Here is a 15,282-nt window from a genome sequence, read left to right as displayed (position 1 = left end):
ATGTCCTATCTCGACAACATCCGCACCTTCGTTCGCGTATACGAGTTGGGCAGCATGTCCGCCGCGGGGCGTGATCTGCGAATCTCGCCGGCGGTCACGTCGTCGCGAATCTCGCAACTTGAGGAGCATCTGGGCGTGCGCCTGTTTCAGCGTACCACGCGCAGCCTGACGCCCACCGAACAGGGCAAGTCCTTCTATCGCGGGGCCAATGACATCCTCGAGGCGGTGGAGAGCGCCGAGGCGCAGATCGTCGACATAACCGAGAATCCCCGAGGATCGCTCTATGTGGCGGCGCCGCTCGGGGTGGGGCGGAGGCTGATCGCGCCGCAGGTGCCGGACTTCCTCGCGGACTATCCGGAGGTCAACGTCCGGCTCAGACTTACGGACCGCAAGGTTGATCTCACTACCGAGGGTCTGGATCTCGCGTTTTTCCTCGGCCAGCCGGAGGACAGCAACCTTCGTATTCGCAAGATCGCAGACGTCGATCGAATTCTTTGCGCCTCACCGGCCTATATCGAACGGCGAGGGATGCCGAAGAGCGGTATCGAGCTGGTCGCGGACGGGCATGAATGTCTCAACCTGCGCTTTCCGGGCGCGACGGAGTTTCAGTGGCTGCTGACCACCGCCGAAGGGCCAAAACGCTTCCGGGTTTCCGGGCGGTATGAGTCCGACGATGGCGATGTCCTGACGGATTGGGCGCTGGCTGGGCATGGCGTCGCGATGAAGCCGGTGTTCGAAATCGCGGATCAGTTGACGCGCGGCGAACTTGTTCCGGTGGCCCGAGAAACGCCGCCCGAACCGATCCAGATGGCCTGCCTGTTCACGCATCGCCGCAGGCAGGACCCGAAAACCCGCCTGTTCATGGAATTCATGATTGAACGCATTGCATCGACCATAAGGACTACGGGCGAGGCGGGCCGAACGGCTCAACTGCCGCGATAGGTCGAGTACCCGAACGGTGAGAGCAGCAGCGGCACGTGGTAATGCGATTGCTCGGACATGCCGAAACGGATTGGAATCACGTTCAGGAACCGTGGCGTTTCGGGCGGAGTGCCGCTTGCATCGAGATACGCGCCAGCGTGAAACACCAGCTCGTAGTCTCCAATCGCGAATTCCTTGGCCGGAAGGATCTGTTCGTCGGTGCGGCCGTCATCATTCGTGACCAGCGTCTTGAGCAGGGTGCGATCGCTGCCGTCGATCCGGAACAGCTCGATCTTCAAGCCCTCGGCTGGGCAGCCGCGTGCAGTGTCGAGAACATGTGTCGTAAGATAGCCAGTCATTTTGCAAACCTTCTCTGTTATTGATCATTCTTACGCCGACGCAGCACAGCAGACAAAGCCGCTCTATCAGAAGCTGCTTTCCGGTTTTTTTGAAAACCAGAGGTGATTTTATGGTTTATGCAGGGCCGAAGCAGGAGGACCATGACGCAATGCGCTATCCGAGAGACATGACCGGCTACGGTGAAAATGTGCCGGCGGCGAACTGGCCGAACGGAGCGAAGATCGCCGTCCAGATCGTTCTGAATTACGAGGAGGGCGGCGAGAACAACATCCTGCACGGGGATGCTGCCTCCGAGGCCTTCCTCTCCGAGATCACCGGCGCCGCGCCCTGGCCGGGCCAGCGGCATTGGAACATGGAATCGATCTACGAGTATGGCAGCCGTGCCGGGTTCTGGCGAGTGCATCGCCTGCTGAAAGACTTGCCGATCACCGTCTACGGGGTTGCGACCGCGCTGGCACGGGCCCCCCAGCAACTTGCCGCCATGAAGCGTGCCGGCTGGGAAATCGCCAGCCATGGCCTGAAATGGATCGAGCACAAGGACATGAGTGTCGAGGAGGAACGCGCCCAGATCCGCGAGGCGATCCGCCTTCACACCGAAGTGGTCGGGGCGCCCCCGCGCGGCTGGTACACCGGCCGCTGTTCGATAAACACCATCGAGCTCGCTGCGGAAGAGTGTGATCTGGCCTACATCGCCGACAGCTACGCCGACGATCTGCCCTATTGGATCAAGGCGGGGGGCAAAGACCAGCTGATCGTGCCGTATACGATGGATTGCAACGACATGCGCTTCGCAATTCAGGCCGGCTATACCAATGGCCACCAGTTTGAAAGCTATCTCAAGGACAGCTTCGACATGCTCTACGACGAAGGGCAAGCGGGCGCACCAAAGGTACTTTCGATCGGGCTTCATTGCCGCCTGATCGGACGCCCGGGCAGGGCCATGGCGCTCAAGCGCGCGCTGGATCATTTCCGGCAGCACGAAGGGGTGTGGTTCGCGACGCGCGAACAGATCGCCGATCACTGGGCAAAGACGCATCCCCCCAAACGCGGCCTCACCCCGTCCAGCATGGACAAGCAGTCCTTCGTTGCAGAGTTCGGCGGCATCTTCGAACACAGCCCCTGGATTGCCGAAGCCGCCTTCGACCTAGACCTGGGGCCGACCCACGACTCCGCTGCGGGCGTTCACAATGCTCTGGCGCGGATGTTCCGGTCGGCGCCCGAAGACAAGCGTCTGGGCGTCCTGACTGCGCATCCGGATCTCGCCGGCAAATTGGCTGCTGCCGGACGATTGACGCGCGAAAGCACTGCCGAGCAGGCCGGCGCCGGGCTCGACATGCTGACTGACGAGGAACGCGCGACCTTCACAAAGCTGAACGAGACGTACACCGGCAAGTTCGGATTTCCCTTCATCATCGCGGTGCGGGACAATACGAAAGCTTCGATCATGGCGGCGTTCAAGCGGCGGATCGAGAACGACCGCGAGACGGAGTTCGCGGAAGCCTGCCGGCAGGTCGAACGTATCGCCGAGCTGCGCCTGCAGGAGAAGTTCGCAGAATGAGCGAGATCATCACGATCCGGCCCCTGACAGCCGAAGCCTTTGCCCCCTATGGAGACGTGCTCGACGCCACGGGCGATCCCGACAGGATAATCAATGCCGGGCTCTGCGGCCGCTACCATGACCGCGCAAAGCTCGACTTCGGCGACGGGCGGGCGGGGATCAGCGTGTTCAGTGCAGAACCACGCAATCTGCCGCTCGCGCTCGACATGGTCGAGCGTCACCCTGACGGCAGTCAGGCGTTTCTGCCGATGAGCCTCGAGCCGTTCCTGGTCGTGGTCGCACCCGACGAGACCGGGAAACCGGGCCGTCCCGTCGCCTTCCGGACCGAGCCGGGGCAGGGGGTGAACTATCACCGTGGCATCTGGCACGGCGTACTCGCCCCGCTGTCGAGTCCCGGCCTTTTTGCCGTGATCGACCGCATCGGCGAAGGGGCGAACCTGGAAGAGCACTGGTTCGAAACGCCCTTTCTCGTTCAGGACTGATGTATTGCCAAGACCGGCAGCAGGACAGTCATATCCATAAGGACTGTGCCGGTTTTTCTGAAAATAAACACCACTCTCAGAAATTGTTTGAAAGACCTTCAGGCAGAATCCGCGCTCCCACGCAGTGAGGACTGTGCCACACTCCCGGCAGTTGGACTTTTCGACATGGAGGCTGCGGATGTTTTGGACTCTTGTAGCGACCACTGTGACGGTCCCAAGATGAAATACCGAGTTTGCCATTTGAATTGGCGCTGCCTCGCATGGTGATGCCACTTTGCACAAGCATCCGGCATACAGGCGCAAAACATCGATGCGTCACGTGCGGTCCGGTTCTCATTCGACGGGCGGGCCGGATACTCAACGAAACGGGGCTTCTTCAACCCAAATCGCCTCATTCTTCAACACCGGGGAGAAACACATGACCGATTCATCCATCGGAACGCCGGAGCAGCTCCGCGATCCGAACTATACGCCGCCGATCGCCAAGGCGATTCCCCTTGGTATCCAGCACGTCTTGGCGATGTTCGTCTCGAACGTCACACCGGCCATCATCGTCTGCGGCGCCGCCGGCTTCGGCTTTGGCTCGAACAGTCCCGACTCTCCCCAGATGATCTACATGATCCAGATGTCGATGTTCTTTGCCGGCATCGCCACCCTGTTCCAGTCGATCGGTTTCGGCCCGGTGGGTGCACGACTGCCGATCGTGCAGGGCACAAGCTTCGCCTTCATCCCGATCATGATCCCGCTGGTGGCCGGCAAAGGGGTGGACGCGATCGCCGTTCTCATGGGCGGCATCCTTGTGGGCGGTCTCTTCCATACCTTCCTCGGGCTCTTCATCGGCAAGCTGCGCTTTGCATTGCCGCCGCTGGTGACCGGGCTTGTCGTGACGATGATCGGCCTCGCGCTGGTCAAGGTCGGCGTCCAGTATGCCGCTGGAGGAGTCCCGGCCATCGGAACAGAGGAATACGGCTCGGCGCTCAACTGGTTCATGGCAGTGACGGTGATTGTGGTGACGCTGGGATTGAAGTTCTTCGCCCGTGGCATGTTGTCGGTGTCCGCGGTCCTGATCGGCCTGTTGGTCGGCTACGCGGTTGCCTTCGCCTTGGGTCAGGTCAGTCTCGCGAACGTCGGTCGTGCCGCGCCCTTCGCCCTGCCGAACCCGCTGCATTTCGGGCTCGAGTTTTCCGCGGCGGCGATCATCGGCTTCTGTGCCATGTCCTTTGTGTCGGCGGTTGAAACCGTCGGCGACGTATCGGGGATCACCAAGGGTGGCGCGGGCCGCGAGGCCACCGACAAGGAGATCCAGGGAGCAACCTACGCTGACGGGATCGGCACCGCGATCTCGGGGCTCTTCGGCGCCCTGCCGAACACGTCTTTCAGCCAGAACGTTGGCCTGATCGCCATGACCGGCGTGATGAGCCGTGCGGTCGTCACCATTGGCGCGCTCTTCCTGATCGTCTGCGGGCTCGTGCCCAAGATCGGCGCCATCATCTCTTCGATCCCGATCGAGGTGCTGGGCGGAGGTGTGATCGTGATGTTCGGCATGGTCGTGGCCGCGGGTGTCTCGATGTTGTCGGACGTGAACTGGAACCGCCGCAACATGGTCATCTTCGCGATCGCGTTGAGCCTCGGCCTCGGCCTGCAGCTCGAGCCCGACGCGCTGCAACACCTGCCGGGAACGGTGAAGGTCCTCGCGACCTCGGGCATCCTGCCCGCCGCGCTCATCGCGATCGTGCTCAACCTGGTCCTGCCCGAGGCCCTGTCGGACGAAGCGACAGAAGAAGTCTCCGGTGGCATGGCCGGCCACGGCCGCGGCTCGATTGCTCACGACGACCATGTGTAGTGGCGCGGAGGCAGCGGGGTCCGCTGCCTCCCGCGGTGGCGTCCAATGTCAGGCTGCCGCCGTTTGCTCTGTGTTCCATTGGATCAATAACCCTCCAGCCGACCGGTCATTGTCAAAAGGTCGGCTGGACAACGCGTCGGTTTGGCACGTTCCGCGTCTTTGATCTCTTCCCGACCGAGGATTGATCGGCAATGCTCTCCGGGACGTCGGTAACGCAATCGGAAAGCGCCAGCCGTAAAGTGGCACAATACTCTGAATTTTAGGGGTGTTTCATGGTGCTGCTGGAGAGAATTGAACTCTCGACCTCTCCCTTACCAAGGGAGTGCTCTACCTCTGAGCTACAGCAGCGCCGTGGGCGGGCTATTAGACTCAATCCAGATATCGTGCAAGGGCAATCTGGACCCTATTTGACGCGTGCGCTAGAGAGGGGCATGGCAGACGGGACCACCTCCGGTTCGGATACGTCGCGCGGGTCGGACAGGGAGGATCGGCTCAAAGCGGCGTTGAAGGCAAATCTGGCGCGTCGCAAGGCGCAAGCCAGAGCACGGGCCGAGCAGGCGCGGCCGGTATCAGAGGAAAAACCGGCGAAACCGGCAAGAACGAGGACTAGAGCGAATGGATTCGATAGTGGTGACCGGCAACGGTGAACTTGCCGGCCAGATCCCCATTGCGGGGGCCAAGAACGCCTGTTTGACGTTGATGCCCGCGACGCTGCTCAGCGACGAACCTTTGACCCTGACCAACGCGCCTCGGCTGAGCGACATCCGCACGATGACCGACTTGCTGGAATCGTTGGGGGCGGAGGTCAGCCGCCTGCAGGACGGGCAGGTGCTGGCGATGTCGAGCCACGATCTGAACAACCACCGCGCCGACTATGACATCGTGCGCAAGATGCGCGCGTCGATCCTTGTGCTGGGGCCGATGCTGGCGCGTGATGGGCATGCCGTCGTGTCGTTACCCGGCGGTTGCGCTATTGGCGCACGCCCCGTCGATCTGCACCTGAGGGCGCTCGAGGCGCTGGGGGCCGACCTGGAACTGAAAGACGGCTACGTCCATGCCAAGGCGCCCACCGGCGGTCTGCATGGCGGGCGGATCGACTTTCCACTGGTCTCTGTCGGCGCGACGGAAAACGCGCTGATGGCGGCGACGCTGGCACGCGGCACGACCATCATCACCAATGCTGCGCGTGAACCCGAAATCGTCGATCTCGCGCTTTGCCTGACGAAGATGGGCGCGCGGATCGAGGGCGCCGGTACCGACACGATCACCATCGAGGGCGTCGACCGGTTGCACGGGGCGACGCATCCGGTGGTGACCGACCGCATCGAGCTCGGAACCTATATGCTGGCACCCGCGATCTGTGGCGGCGAGGTCGAATTGCTCGGAGGGCGCCGTGACCTCGTCGGTGCCTTTTGCGACAAGCTCGACGAGGCCGGCGTGGAGGTGCGGGAGACCGACGCCGGGCTCGCGGTGCGGCGTCGGGGCGATCACGTCAAGGCGGTGGACGTGACGACTGAACCCTTCCCCGGCTTTCCGACCGACCTGCAGGCGCAGATGATGGCATTGCTGTGCACCGCTGATGGCGTGTCGGTGCTGGAGGAAAAGATCTTTGAAAACCGCTTCATGCACGCGCCCGAGCTGTTGCGCATGGGTGCCAAGATCGACGTACATGGAGGCACGGCAACGGTGACCGGTGTCAAGCAACTGAAGGGCGCCCCCGTCATGGCGACCGATCTTCGGGCCTCCGTGTCGCTGATCCTGGCCGGACTTGCCGCCGACGGTGAAACGACGGTCAGTCGGGTCTATCATCTGGACCGCGGCTATGAACATGTGGTGCGCAAGCTCGAAGGGGTTGGCGCGAAAATCGAACGGATTCGGAACAAGTGACACGCGACGCAACATTCGAGGAGGGCCGCGAGACACCGCTCAATCTCGCCGCGCTGGACAGCGACGACCTGCAGGTGATTTCGGCGTTGGCGCAGGACGCCGTGTTCCCGATCACCGAGATGCGTTGGAAACCGGCGCAACGGCGTTTCGGCCTGCTGTTGAACCGGTTCCGCTGGGAGGATCGTGCCCGCGACCGACATGGTGCCGAACGGGTGCAGGCGCTTCTCGTGGTGGACAACGTGCTCAAGGTGCAATCTCAGGGTATCGACCGCGACGACCCGGACGTGATCCTGTCGCTGTTGTCCGTGACATTCGAACCCGGTGAGGATGGAAGCGGCCATGTCGTGCTGACCCTGGCAGGCGACGGCGGTATCCGCCTTGCGGTCGAGGCGCTGGAGGTTGCCTTGCGCGACGTGACGCGCCCCTACCTCGCGCCGTCGCGCAAGGTGCCGAACCACTCTGAATGACCTGCCAACCTGCCCACGCCGGGCGAACGATGACCAAGTGATATTGAATACGCCCGGTATCGCCCCGTGATCGGGCGATCGCCCGGACGCAAGCGACAGGAGACATCCATGCCCGTCTTTCTCGCCACCACGGATCCCGCGTTCGAGGAGGGCTTCGTGACCCTGATGAACGCCAAGCGCGAGGATAGCCCGGATGTCGATGCGACGGTCGCCGCGATCATCAACGACGTGAGAAACCGCGGCGATGCGGCGGTGATCGAACTGACCGCGCGGTTCGACCGGCTGGACCTGACGCAGGACAGTCTGCGCTTCACGCCAGAGGAAATCGCAAAGGCGGTAGCGCAGGTCTCGGCAGAGGATCGCGCCGCGCTGGAACTCGCCGCAGAGCGCATCCGCGCCTATCACGTCCGCCAGATGCCCGACGACGCGCAATGGTGCGACCCTGAAGGCGCGACGCTTGGCTGGCGTTGGTCACCGGTATCGGCTGCGGGGCTCTACGTACCCGGCGGGCTCGCTTCCTATCCGTCCTCGGTCCTGATGAACGCGATCCCCGCCAAGGTCGCGGGCGTGGCGCGCCTCGCCATCGTGGTGCCGACTCCTGACGGGCTGGTGAACCCGCTGGTTCTGGCGGCAGCCGAGATCGCGGGTGTCGACGAGATCTATCGAATCGGCGGCGCGCAGGCCATTGCGGCGCTCGCCTACGGGACCGAGACCATCGCGCCGGTCGACAAGATCACCGGGCCGGGAAACGCCTTTGTGGCCGCCGCGAAACGGCGGGTCTTCGGCAAGGTCGGCATCGACATGATCGCCGGACCGAGCGAGATCCTCGTCATCGCGGACAGCGACAACGATCCGGACTGGATCGCGCTCGACCTGCTGAGCCAGGCCGAGCATGACGAAAGTGCGCAATCGCTGCTGATCACCGACGATGCCGGTTTCGGGCAGGCGGTCGCGGCGGCGGTCGACGTGCGGCTGGAAACGCTCGAGCGTGCGGCCATCGCCGGGGCCAGCTGGCGCGATTTCGGCGCGGTCATCACGGTGCGCGACATGGACGAGGCAGCGGACCTGTCGAACCGGATCGCGCCGGAACACCTCGAACTCTGCGTTGCCGACCCCGAGGCCCTGGCCGAAAAGACCATCCATGCCGGGGCGATCTTCCTTGGTCCCTGGACGCCCGAAGCGATCGGGGACTATGTCGGGGGGCCGAACCACGTGCTGCCCACGGCGCGCTCGGCGCGGTTTTCGTCCGGGCTGTCGGTGATGGATTTCCTAAAGCGTACGACGCTGGCGCGGATGACACCCGATGCGCTGCGTGCTATTGGCCCCGCGGCAGAGCGTCTCGCGCAGTCCGAAAGCCTCGAGGCGCATGGGCTGTCGGTGCGCGCACGCCTCGACAAATTGAACAGGTAACGACGCCATGTCCCATATCGTTGATATCGTCCTGGATGATGCCGGCCTTCCCGCGCCGACGCCCGAGATCGAACAGGAACGCAAGGTCGCGATGTTCGATCTGCTGGAGGAGAACACTTTCGTGCTGCCCAAGCGCGACGATCGCGTCGTGCCCGAAGGCCCTTACAACGTGAACCTGTCGATCCGGGACAAGCGGCTGGTCTTTGACGTACAGACGACGGCGGGCGACAAGGCGGCCGAATTCCATTTGTCGCTGTCGCCCTTCCGCCAGGTGGTCAAGGATTACTACCAGATCTGCGAAAGCTACTTTGACGCGGTCAAGACCATGCCGCCCAGTCAGATCGAGACCATCGACATGGCCCGGCGCGGCATCCACAACGAGGGCAGCCGCGTCTTGCAGGAGCGGCTCGAAGGCAAGGCCGAAATCGACGCCGACACCGCCCGCCGCCTGTTCACCCTGATCTGCGTGCTGCATTTCGGGGGCTGAGGGTGCGCCAACTGCCCCAATCCATCCTGTTCTGCTGCGATCACAACGCGGTGCGCTCGCCGATGGCCGAAGGCATCATGAAGAAATTCTATGGCACCGGGACGTATGTGCAATCGGTCGGCGTCACCAATGACATGGAGATCGACGGCTTCTCCATCGCGGTCTGCAAGGAGATCGGCGTCGAGTTGTCCCGTCACCGCTCCCGCAGCTTCGACGAAATGGAGCAATGGGGCGATGATCTGTCCTCGTTCGACCTGATCGTTGCGCTCTCTCCTGCGAGCCAGCGCCGGGCACTGGAACTGACGCGCTACTACCACCTGACGGTCGAATACTGGCCGATCCTTGATCCGACCGGGCTCGGTGAAACACGCAAGGCCAAGCTTGCCAGCTATCGGCAGGCCCGCGACCAGATCATTGGCCATCTCACGGACCACTGGGGCGCGCCCGAAACCTTTCAGTGATCCTCGGGCCGCCGGGCCACGATGAACCGGCTGCTCGACGTCGCGGGATAAAGCGCGGTTTCGATGATGTCCAACCCTGCCGAACTGATCGCCTGTTCGAGCGTCTCGAAACTCAGAAAGGCGACCGGGGGCGCAATGCCAATCCTGCGGAGCACCCACACCAGCGGGCGCAGAAACACCGTTTCCTGCGCAAGGCACGGCGTCTTTGATACGAAGACACCACCGGGCTTCAACAGCCGCCGGACGTCGCGCGCCGCCTCCTCCGCGTCGGACAGCAGGTGGATCAGGTTGAAGGCCAAGACTACGTCGAATGCGCTTTCCTCGAACTGATCCGCCCGCGCATCGGAGATGGCGAATTCGACATTCGCAACCCCGTCTGCCGCGGCCTTGTCTCGGGCGATCTCGATCATCTTGCCAGAGAGGTCGATGCCGGTCAGATGAGACACGCTGTCGGCCAGCAGCAACGCTGTAGTGCCGGTGCCACAGCCCAGCTCTATCGCCCTGTCAGTGGGCGACAGATAGCGCCGCGCATGGGCCAGGGTTTCTTCATAGGCGGCCTGGTTCCGGATCTGCCGCTTCGCATAGCGCGCGGCATGTCGGTCCCAGAAGGATGCGCTGTCACTCATTCGAGTCCGCTCTCCTACCCGGCGAAAAGCGGCGGCGTACGATGCGCCCAGGGTGCGGCCTGTTCGATCTCCGCGCAGAGCGCGATCAGCGTTGCATCGTCGCCGAAGGGGGCGGCCAGGTGCACGCCGACGGGCAGATTGTCCGAAGTCCAGTGCAGCGGAACCGAGGCCGCCGGCTGACCACTTGCGTTGAAGGTGGCGCAGAAGGGCGAATAGGCGAAAACGCCGTCCGGGCCGACACGGTAGGGTTCGAAATCCGTCCGATCATGAGTGAACCGCCCGATCTTTGCCGGTGGTTCGGCCAATGTCGCTGACAGAATGATGTCGCATTCCGAAAAGGCTGCGGCCATCTCGCGCCCATAAGCGTGGATCCGGCCCACGGCGGCAAGATAATCGGCACCGCTGATCCCCGCGGCGAACTCCATCGCCCCGCGCGAGATGCCCTCCACGTCGTCCTCGCGCAGCTCACGGTTCTTCGCCGCGAGTGCGCTCTTGATCCCGAGTGCGGTGCCGCAGGCCACGATGCGGGTCCAGGCTTGCATCATCCCCGCGTGATCGGCCTTGGGCCGGCCGGGCGTCACCGAATGGCCAAGGCTCTCCAGCAGCTTGGCGGCGGTCTCGACGGCGGCACGGCACTCCGGATCGATGACCTCGCCGCCGAAGGTCGTGTCGCAGACCAGGATGCGGAGTCGCGGGGGCGGGAGTTTGATCGCGTCGGCATAGCTGGTGGGCATCTCCGGTGCCGCATAGGGCGCGCCGCTCTCGGGGCCGGCACAGGCGTCCATCATCCGCGCATTGTCCCGGACACTGCGCGACAGGAAGCCGTCGATCGCCATCCCGGCCCAGCCCTCGCCGGCCGCCGGTCCGTCGGGGAACCGGGCGCGGGTCGCCTTGAAGCCGAAGAGCCCGCTGCTCGAAGCCGGGATGCGCACCGAACCGCCCCCGTCCGAACCATGTGCCAAGGGCACGATGCCGGCCGCAACGGCTGCGCCCGCCCCTCCCGAGGACCCGCCCGACGTTCGGGACAGGTCCCAAGGGTTGCGGGTGGGGCCGCCATAGACCGCCGCTTCGGTCACCGGACCGATGCCGCCCTCGGGCGATGTGGTCCGTCCGAAGGTCACGACCCCGGTGGCACGCATCCGGGCGTAAATCTCGCTGTCACAAGTATAGCGGGTGTTCTTGTGCAGCCGTGAGCCGTTGTGCGATGGAAAGTCGATCGCTTCGGCGCCGAGATCCTTGAGCAGGAACGGCACACCCCTGAATGGCCCTTCGGGCAGGCCGTCGCTGATCGCCTTGCGCGCCACGTCCTCCTGCAGGTTAACCACCGCGTTCAGCTTCGGGTTGACGGCCGCCACGCGTGCGAGCGCCTCGTCCAGAAGCTCTTCCGGAGAGGCCGCGCCGGTCGCGACCAGGTCTGCAAGGGCGGTGGCGTCCGCGGGCGGCTGCGTGGTCATGGGTCATGCTCCGTTCGAATTCCAGTCGATCGCAGTGTCGGCCCGTTGCGCAGATTGTCAATGGCGGGCCATTGGCTCTGGACCAGCGGCCATGACCGGCTAGGATCGGGGGCACAGCAACGACGGACACACCGACAGATGCAGTCAGAATTCCGCGCCGGAGAGCGCCTCGTGACCCTGCCTGAAAAGACCGACGAGGGCGTCTATTTCATCGGGCGCATCCATACACCGTGGCGCGACCGCAAGGACTGTCCGCGCCAGGGCAGCCTCGACGGTCCGGAATGCCGGATCGAGATCTTCGCGCCCTGGGATGCCGCACTGCAGGGGCTCGACGACTTCGACCATCTGGAAATCCTCTATTGGCTCGACCGATCCCGCCGGGATCTCGTGCTGCAGAATCCTCATGGTGATGGGCAGGCCTTCCATGGAACGTTCGCGCTGCGGTCACCGCAACGGCCGAACCCGATCGGCACATCGAAGGTGCGGCTGGTGCGGATCGATGGCGCGTCGCTTGTCGTGCGGGGGCTCGACTGCCTCGACGGCACGCCGCTGATCGACATCAAGCCCGACCGCTGCGAATTCTCGCCCAAGGCGGCCCCGAAATGACTGGATGCCGACGCGGCGATCACACGGACACGTTGCGAAGCAGTTCGTCGCGGTCGATTTCACCCTTGCGTCCGCTCAGCGTGACGGTGCCGCGTTCCAGGACGTAGAAGCTGTCGCCGAGGTCATAGGCAAAGCTGAAATATTGCTCGACCAGCACGATCGCCATCTCGGCCTTTTCGCGCAGATGTTCGATGACCCGGCCGATCTGCTGGATGATGTTGGGCTGAATGCCTTCCGTCGGCTCGTCCAGCAACAGCAGCGACGGCCGCGCGATCAGGGCGCGGGCGATGGCCAGTTGCTGCTGCTGCCCGCCCGAAAGGTCTCCACCGCGCCGGCCGAGGAATTCCTTGAGGATCGGGAAGAGGTCGAACACTTCGTCGGGGATGTAACGCTCGTCGCGCGGCAGGCAGGCGAACCCGGTTTCAAGGTTTTCCCGCACGGTGAGGAACGGAAAGATGTCGCGTCCCTGCGGCACGTAGCCGACGCCACACTGCGCCAGAACATGCGCGGGCGCGTGCGCGACATCGCGCCCCGACAACGTGATCGCCCCGCCCGAATAGCGATGGGAACCCGATACCGCCTTCAGAAGGCTGGTCTTGCCGACCCCGTTCGTGCCCATGACGCAGGTGATCTCGCCACGTCGAGCACGCATGTCGATACCGTTCAGGATCTGGCTGCCGCCATAGTGCAGCGTCAGCCCGTCAATTTTCAGGACTTCATCTTCCAAGATAGACCTCGATGACCTTTTCGTTCTGCGTGACGTGATCGAGCGAGCCTTCGGCCAGCACGGAGCCTTCGTGCAGCACCGTCACCTTGCAGTCGAGCCTGCGCACGAATTCCATGTCATGTTCCACCACCACGACTGCGCGGGTGCGGGCGGCCTCTCGCAGGATGTCGGTGGTCTGCTGACGTTCGGCAGGCGTCATCCCCGCGGCGGGCTCGTCCACCAGAAGCAGCTTGGGTTCCTGTACCAGCAACATCCCGATCTCGAGCCATTGTTTCTGGCCATGGCTCAGCTCTCCGGCTTTGCGGGCGAGGGCGGTGTTCAGCCCGATTTCGCCAGCGATCTCTCGGACGCGGGCGTGATCCTCGGCAGACGGGCGGAACGCCAACACTGCAAAAGGACCACGCTTCTTCTTCAGCGCTATCATCAGGTTGTCACGGACGCTCTGATCTTCGAACACCGTGGGGCGTTGAAACTTGCGCCCGATCCCGGCCTGCGCGATCCGGCTTTCGGACAACTTCAGCAGCGAGGCCCCCTTGTCACCATAGATCACCCGGCCTTCGTCCGGCCGGGTCTTGCCGGTGATGATATCCATGAAGGTGGTCTTGCCTGCGCCGTTCGGGCCGATCACGGCGCGCAGCTCGCGCTCCGCAATCTGGAACGACAGGTTGTTGATCGCCTTGAATCCGTCGAACGACACGGACACGCCGGATACTTCGAGAAGAGTGCTCATTTCTCTGCCTCCTGTTCGCGTAATGCGCCCGCGTCCGGTCCGAGGTCGGCGCCGTGCCGGTCCGGTGATCTGCGGTCGATGAAGAAGATATCGACCAGACCGCCGATGCCCTTGGGCGCGAACAGCGTGACCGCGACGAAGGACAGTCCAAGCAGTACGATCCACCAGTCGACCCACTGGATGGTATAAAAGCCAAGGTCGATGTCGGGCGCTTGGCCACCGGTGAACCAGGTCGATAGCAGCGAAACGAATGCCGCCCCGATCACTGCGCCGTAAAGCCGCCCGCGCCCACCGATGGCGACCCAGACGGCCAGGTAGATTGACGCGATTGGCGCGATCTCGGCCGGGTTCACGATTCCGGCCTGTGGGTAGTAAAGCGCGCCCGCGATGCCGGCGAGCACCGCCGTCAGCGTGAAGATGAACAGCTTGAAGGTTTCGACCGGGTACCCGAGGAAGCGCACCCGTGCCTCATCATCCCGAATCGCCCGGATGACCGAGCCGAACTTGCCCGACACGATCCACGCGCAGAGAATATAGGCCGCCGCGAGCGCCGCCGCGGAACCCCAGAAGAACCACATCGACACGGTGGATTGCGGCACCGCGTCAAGCCCGGGCAGGTTCTGCAACCCTGACAACCCGTTGTTCCCGCGCAACCCGCTGTCGTTCTGGAACAGGTGCAGCGACAACGCCAGGGTCATCGCCTGGGTGAGGATCGACAGGTAAACGCCCGTCACCCGGCTGCGGAAGGCGAGCCAGCCGAAAACCAGTGCCAGCAGTCCCGGCACCAGCACCACGAAGGCCAATTGTATCGGCAGCGAGTGAGCGAAAGCCCAGATCGGAGGCAGTTCCGAGGCGCCGACGACGCCGAAGATCTGGGCTGCGACCCCGTCCGAGATCTCCTGCGGCGTGGCGGGCAGGGGGGCTGCGGCGAGGCTGTCGACCACGATCAGGCGCGTGCGCTCGTACATCAGCCACATGCCGATCGCATAGCCGCCGATGCCGAAGAAGGCCATGTGTCCCAAAGACAGGATTCCGCAGTAACCCCATACCAGGTCCATCGCCAGCGCGACGAGACACAGACACAACGTCTTGCCGAGTGTCTTCACGAAGCTGGTCGAGATGAGACCGATGCCGAAGGCTTCGGACAGGATCGTGACGCCGAGCGTGAACAGCGCGAGCAGCGTCAGGAACACGAGGACAGAGGGGTAGCGCAACGCGAGCGGGGGACGGCGCGGGGTGGCGAGGGTTGCGTCGCTCATACGA

The 15,282-nt window shown here is 63.6% G+C and carries 17 protein-coding genes and 1 tRNA gene; 11 read left to right on the top strand and 7 right to left on the bottom strand.

Going from position 1 to position 15,282, the window contains the following annotated elements:
* Window positions 1-942, top strand: a complete 942-nt coding sequence (locus JF290_RS13025; protein WP_199025324.1) for a LysR family transcriptional regulator — start codon at window positions 1-3, stop codon at window positions 940-942.
* Here JF290_RS13025 and uraH read toward each other — a convergent pair.
* Window positions 927-1,280, bottom strand: a complete 354-nt coding sequence (uraH, locus tag JF290_RS13020; protein WP_199025323.1) for a hydroxyisourate hydrolase — start codon at window positions 1,278-1,280, stop codon at window positions 927-929. The genes JF290_RS13025 and uraH overlap by 16 nt on opposite strands.
* 149 nt (window positions 1,281-1,429) lie before the next feature.
* Between uraH and puuE the strand changes: the two genes are divergently transcribed.
* The 3 genes from puuE (at window position 1,430) to JF290_RS13005 (ending at window position 5,164) form a co-directional block, all read left to right on the top strand.
* Complete coding sequence (gene puuE, locus JF290_RS13015) at window positions 1,430-2,839, top strand: allantoinase PuuE (protein ID WP_233155328.1); 1,410 nt, start codon at window positions 1,430-1,432, stop codon at window positions 2,837-2,839.
* On the top strand, window positions 2,836-3,321 hold the full coding sequence (locus tag JF290_RS13010) for an ureidoglycolate lyase (protein WP_199025322.1): 486 nt from the start codon (window positions 2,836-2,838) through the stop codon (window positions 3,319-3,321). Before puuE ends, JF290_RS13010 begins: the two co-directional genes overlap by 4 nt.
* A 418-nt stretch (window positions 3,322-3,739) precedes the next feature.
* Window positions 3,740-5,164, top strand: coding sequence for a uracil-xanthine permease family protein (locus tag JF290_RS13005; RefSeq protein WP_199025321.1), 1,425 nt, complete (start codon window positions 3,740-3,742; stop codon window positions 5,162-5,164).
* A 273-nt stretch (window positions 5,165-5,437) separates the two neighbouring features.
* Here JF290_RS13005 and JF290_RS13000 read toward each other — a convergent pair.
* Window positions 5,438-5,512 (bottom strand) — tRNA-Thr (locus JF290_RS13000).
* 83 nt (window positions 5,513-5,595) lie between these two features.
* Here JF290_RS13000 and JF290_RS19560 point away from each other — a divergent pair.
* From JF290_RS19560 to JF290_RS12975, 6 genes are all read left to right on the top strand, one after another.
* Entirely contained in the window at window positions 5,596-5,811 is a 216-nt protein-coding gene (locus JF290_RS19560; RefSeq protein WP_233155324.1) for a hypothetical protein, read from the top strand.
* Window positions 5,780-7,051: a UDP-N-acetylglucosamine 1-carboxyvinyltransferase gene (gene murA, locus JF290_RS12995; protein WP_199025320.1), complete on the top strand. Its 1,272-nt coding sequence runs from the start codon at window positions 5,780-5,782 to the stop codon at window positions 7,049-7,051. Before JF290_RS19560 ends, murA begins: the two co-directional genes overlap by 32 nt.
* Window positions 7,048-7,518 carry a DUF2948 family protein gene (locus JF290_RS12990; RefSeq protein WP_199025319.1) on the top strand — a complete coding sequence of 157 codons (471 nt, stop codon included), beginning with the start codon at window positions 7,048-7,050 and terminating at the stop codon, window positions 7,516-7,518. The genes murA and JF290_RS12990 overlap by 4 nt, the downstream gene beginning before the upstream one ends.
* Before the next feature lie 108 nt (window positions 7,519-7,626).
* Complete coding sequence (gene hisD / locus JF290_RS12985; RefSeq protein WP_199025318.1) at window positions 7,627-8,928, top strand: histidinol dehydrogenase; 1,302 nt, start codon at window positions 7,627-7,629, stop codon at window positions 8,926-8,928.
* Between the two features lie 7 nt (window positions 8,929-8,935).
* Window positions 8,936-9,415 carry a UPF0262 family protein gene (locus tag JF290_RS12980; RefSeq protein WP_199025317.1) on the top strand — a complete coding sequence of 160 codons (480 nt, stop codon included), beginning with the start codon at window positions 8,936-8,938 and terminating at the stop codon, window positions 9,413-9,415.
* A 2-nt stretch (window positions 9,416-9,417) separates the two neighbouring features.
* Window positions 9,418-9,876, top strand: a complete 459-nt coding sequence (locus JF290_RS12975) for an arsenate-mycothiol transferase ArsC (RefSeq protein ID WP_199025316.1) — start codon at window positions 9,418-9,420, stop codon at window positions 9,874-9,876.
* Here the strand turns inward: JF290_RS12975 and JF290_RS12970 are convergent.
* Both JF290_RS12970 and JF290_RS12965 read right to left on the bottom strand, forming a co-directional pair.
* Complete coding sequence (locus tag JF290_RS12970; RefSeq protein WP_199025315.1) at window positions 9,870-10,502, bottom strand: class I SAM-dependent methyltransferase; 633 nt, start codon at window positions 10,500-10,502, stop codon at window positions 9,870-9,872. The genes JF290_RS12975 and JF290_RS12970 overlap by 7 nt on opposite strands.
* 14 nt (window positions 10,503-10,516) lie before the next feature.
* Window positions 10,517-11,956 (bottom strand): amidase, encoded by a 1,440-nt coding sequence (locus JF290_RS12965; RefSeq protein ID WP_199025314.1) that lies wholly within the window; start codon window positions 11,954-11,956, stop codon window positions 10,517-10,519.
* Between the two features lie 138 nt (window positions 11,957-12,094).
* Between JF290_RS12965 and tsaA the strand changes: the two genes are divergently transcribed.
* Entirely contained in the window at window positions 12,095-12,562 is a 468-nt protein-coding gene (tsaA, locus tag JF290_RS12960) for a tRNA (N6-threonylcarbamoyladenosine(37)-N6)-methyltransferase TrmO (RefSeq protein ID WP_199025313.1), read from the top strand.
* A gap of 19 nt (window positions 12,563-12,581) precedes the next feature.
* Here the strand turns inward: tsaA and urtE are convergent, their stop codons facing one another.
* From urtE to urtC, 3 genes are read right to left on the bottom strand one after another with little or no spacing between them, the layout of a single operon-like run.
* Window positions 12,582-13,289, bottom strand: a complete 708-nt coding sequence (urtE, locus tag JF290_RS12955) for an urea ABC transporter ATP-binding subunit UrtE (protein WP_199025312.1) — start codon at window positions 13,287-13,289, stop codon at window positions 12,582-12,584.
* A complete protein-coding gene (gene urtD, locus JF290_RS12950) occupies window positions 13,279-14,019 on the bottom strand; it encodes an urea ABC transporter ATP-binding protein UrtD (protein ID WP_199025311.1) in 741 nt (246 codons plus the stop codon). The genes urtE and urtD overlap by 11 nt, the downstream gene beginning before the upstream one ends.
* Window positions 14,016-15,278 (bottom strand): urea ABC transporter permease subunit UrtC, encoded by a 1,263-nt coding sequence (urtC, locus tag JF290_RS12945; RefSeq protein WP_199025310.1) that lies wholly within the window; start codon window positions 15,276-15,278, stop codon window positions 14,016-14,018. The genes urtD and urtC overlap by 4 nt, the downstream gene beginning before the upstream one ends.
* Window positions 15,279-15,282 lie beyond the last annotated feature (4 nt).

This window comes from Sedimentitalea arenosa (genome assembly GCF_016428585.1).
In the GTDB taxonomy this organism is placed as follows: domain Bacteria; phylum Pseudomonadota; class Alphaproteobacteria; order Rhodobacterales; family Rhodobacteraceae; genus Sedimentitalea; species Sedimentitalea arenosa.
The sequence above is the reverse complement of the archived record's forward strand: the minus strand, read 5'-3'. Positions and strand labels throughout refer to the sequence as shown.

Coding starts and splice junctions, on each gene's coding strand:
- JF290_RS12965 (WP_199025314.1), bottom strand. CDS start 11,956: ATGACCACGCAGCCGCCCGCGGACGCCACCGCCCTTGCAGACCTGGTC.
- urtC (WP_199025310.1), bottom strand. CDS start 15,278: ATGAGCGACGCAACCCTCGCCACCCCGCGCCGTCCCCCGCTCGCGTTG.
- hisD (WP_199025318.1), top strand. CDS start 7,627: ATGCCCGTCTTTCTCGCCACCACGGATCCCGCGTTCGAGGAGGGCTTC.
- JF290_RS13005 (WP_199025321.1), top strand. CDS start 3,740: ATGACCGATTCATCCATCGGAACGCCGGAGCAGCTCCGCGATCCGAAC.
- JF290_RS13010 (WP_199025322.1), top strand. CDS start 2,836: ATGAGCGAGATCATCACGATCCGGCCCCTGACAGCCGAAGCCTTTGCC.
- JF290_RS12970 (WP_199025315.1), bottom strand. CDS start 10,502: ATGAGTGACAGCGCATCCTTCTGGGACCGACATGCCGCGCGCTATGCG.
- urtD (WP_199025311.1), bottom strand. CDS start 14,019: ATGAGCACTCTTCTCGAAGTATCCGGCGTGTCCGTGTCGTTCGACGGA.
- JF290_RS13025 (WP_199025324.1), top strand. CDS start 1: ATGTCCTATCTCGACAACATCCGCACCTTCGTTCGCGTATACGAGTTG.
- JF290_RS12980 (WP_199025317.1), top strand. CDS start 8,936: ATGTCCCATATCGTTGATATCGTCCTGGATGATGCCGGCCTTCCCGCG.
- JF290_RS19560 (WP_233155324.1), top strand. CDS start 5,596: ATGGCAGACGGGACCACCTCCGGTTCGGATACGTCGCGCGGGTCGGAC.
- puuE (WP_233155328.1), top strand. CDS start 1,430: ATGCGCTATCCGAGAGACATGACCGGCTACGGTGAAAATGTGCCGGCG.
- tsaA (WP_199025313.1), top strand. CDS start 12,095: ATGCAGTCAGAATTCCGCGCCGGAGAGCGCCTCGTGACCCTGCCTGAA.
- uraH (WP_199025323.1), bottom strand. CDS start 1,280: ATGACTGGCTATCTTACGACACATGTTCTCGACACTGCACGCGGCTGC.
- murA (WP_199025320.1), top strand. CDS start 5,780: ATGGATTCGATAGTGGTGACCGGCAACGGTGAACTTGCCGGCCAGATC.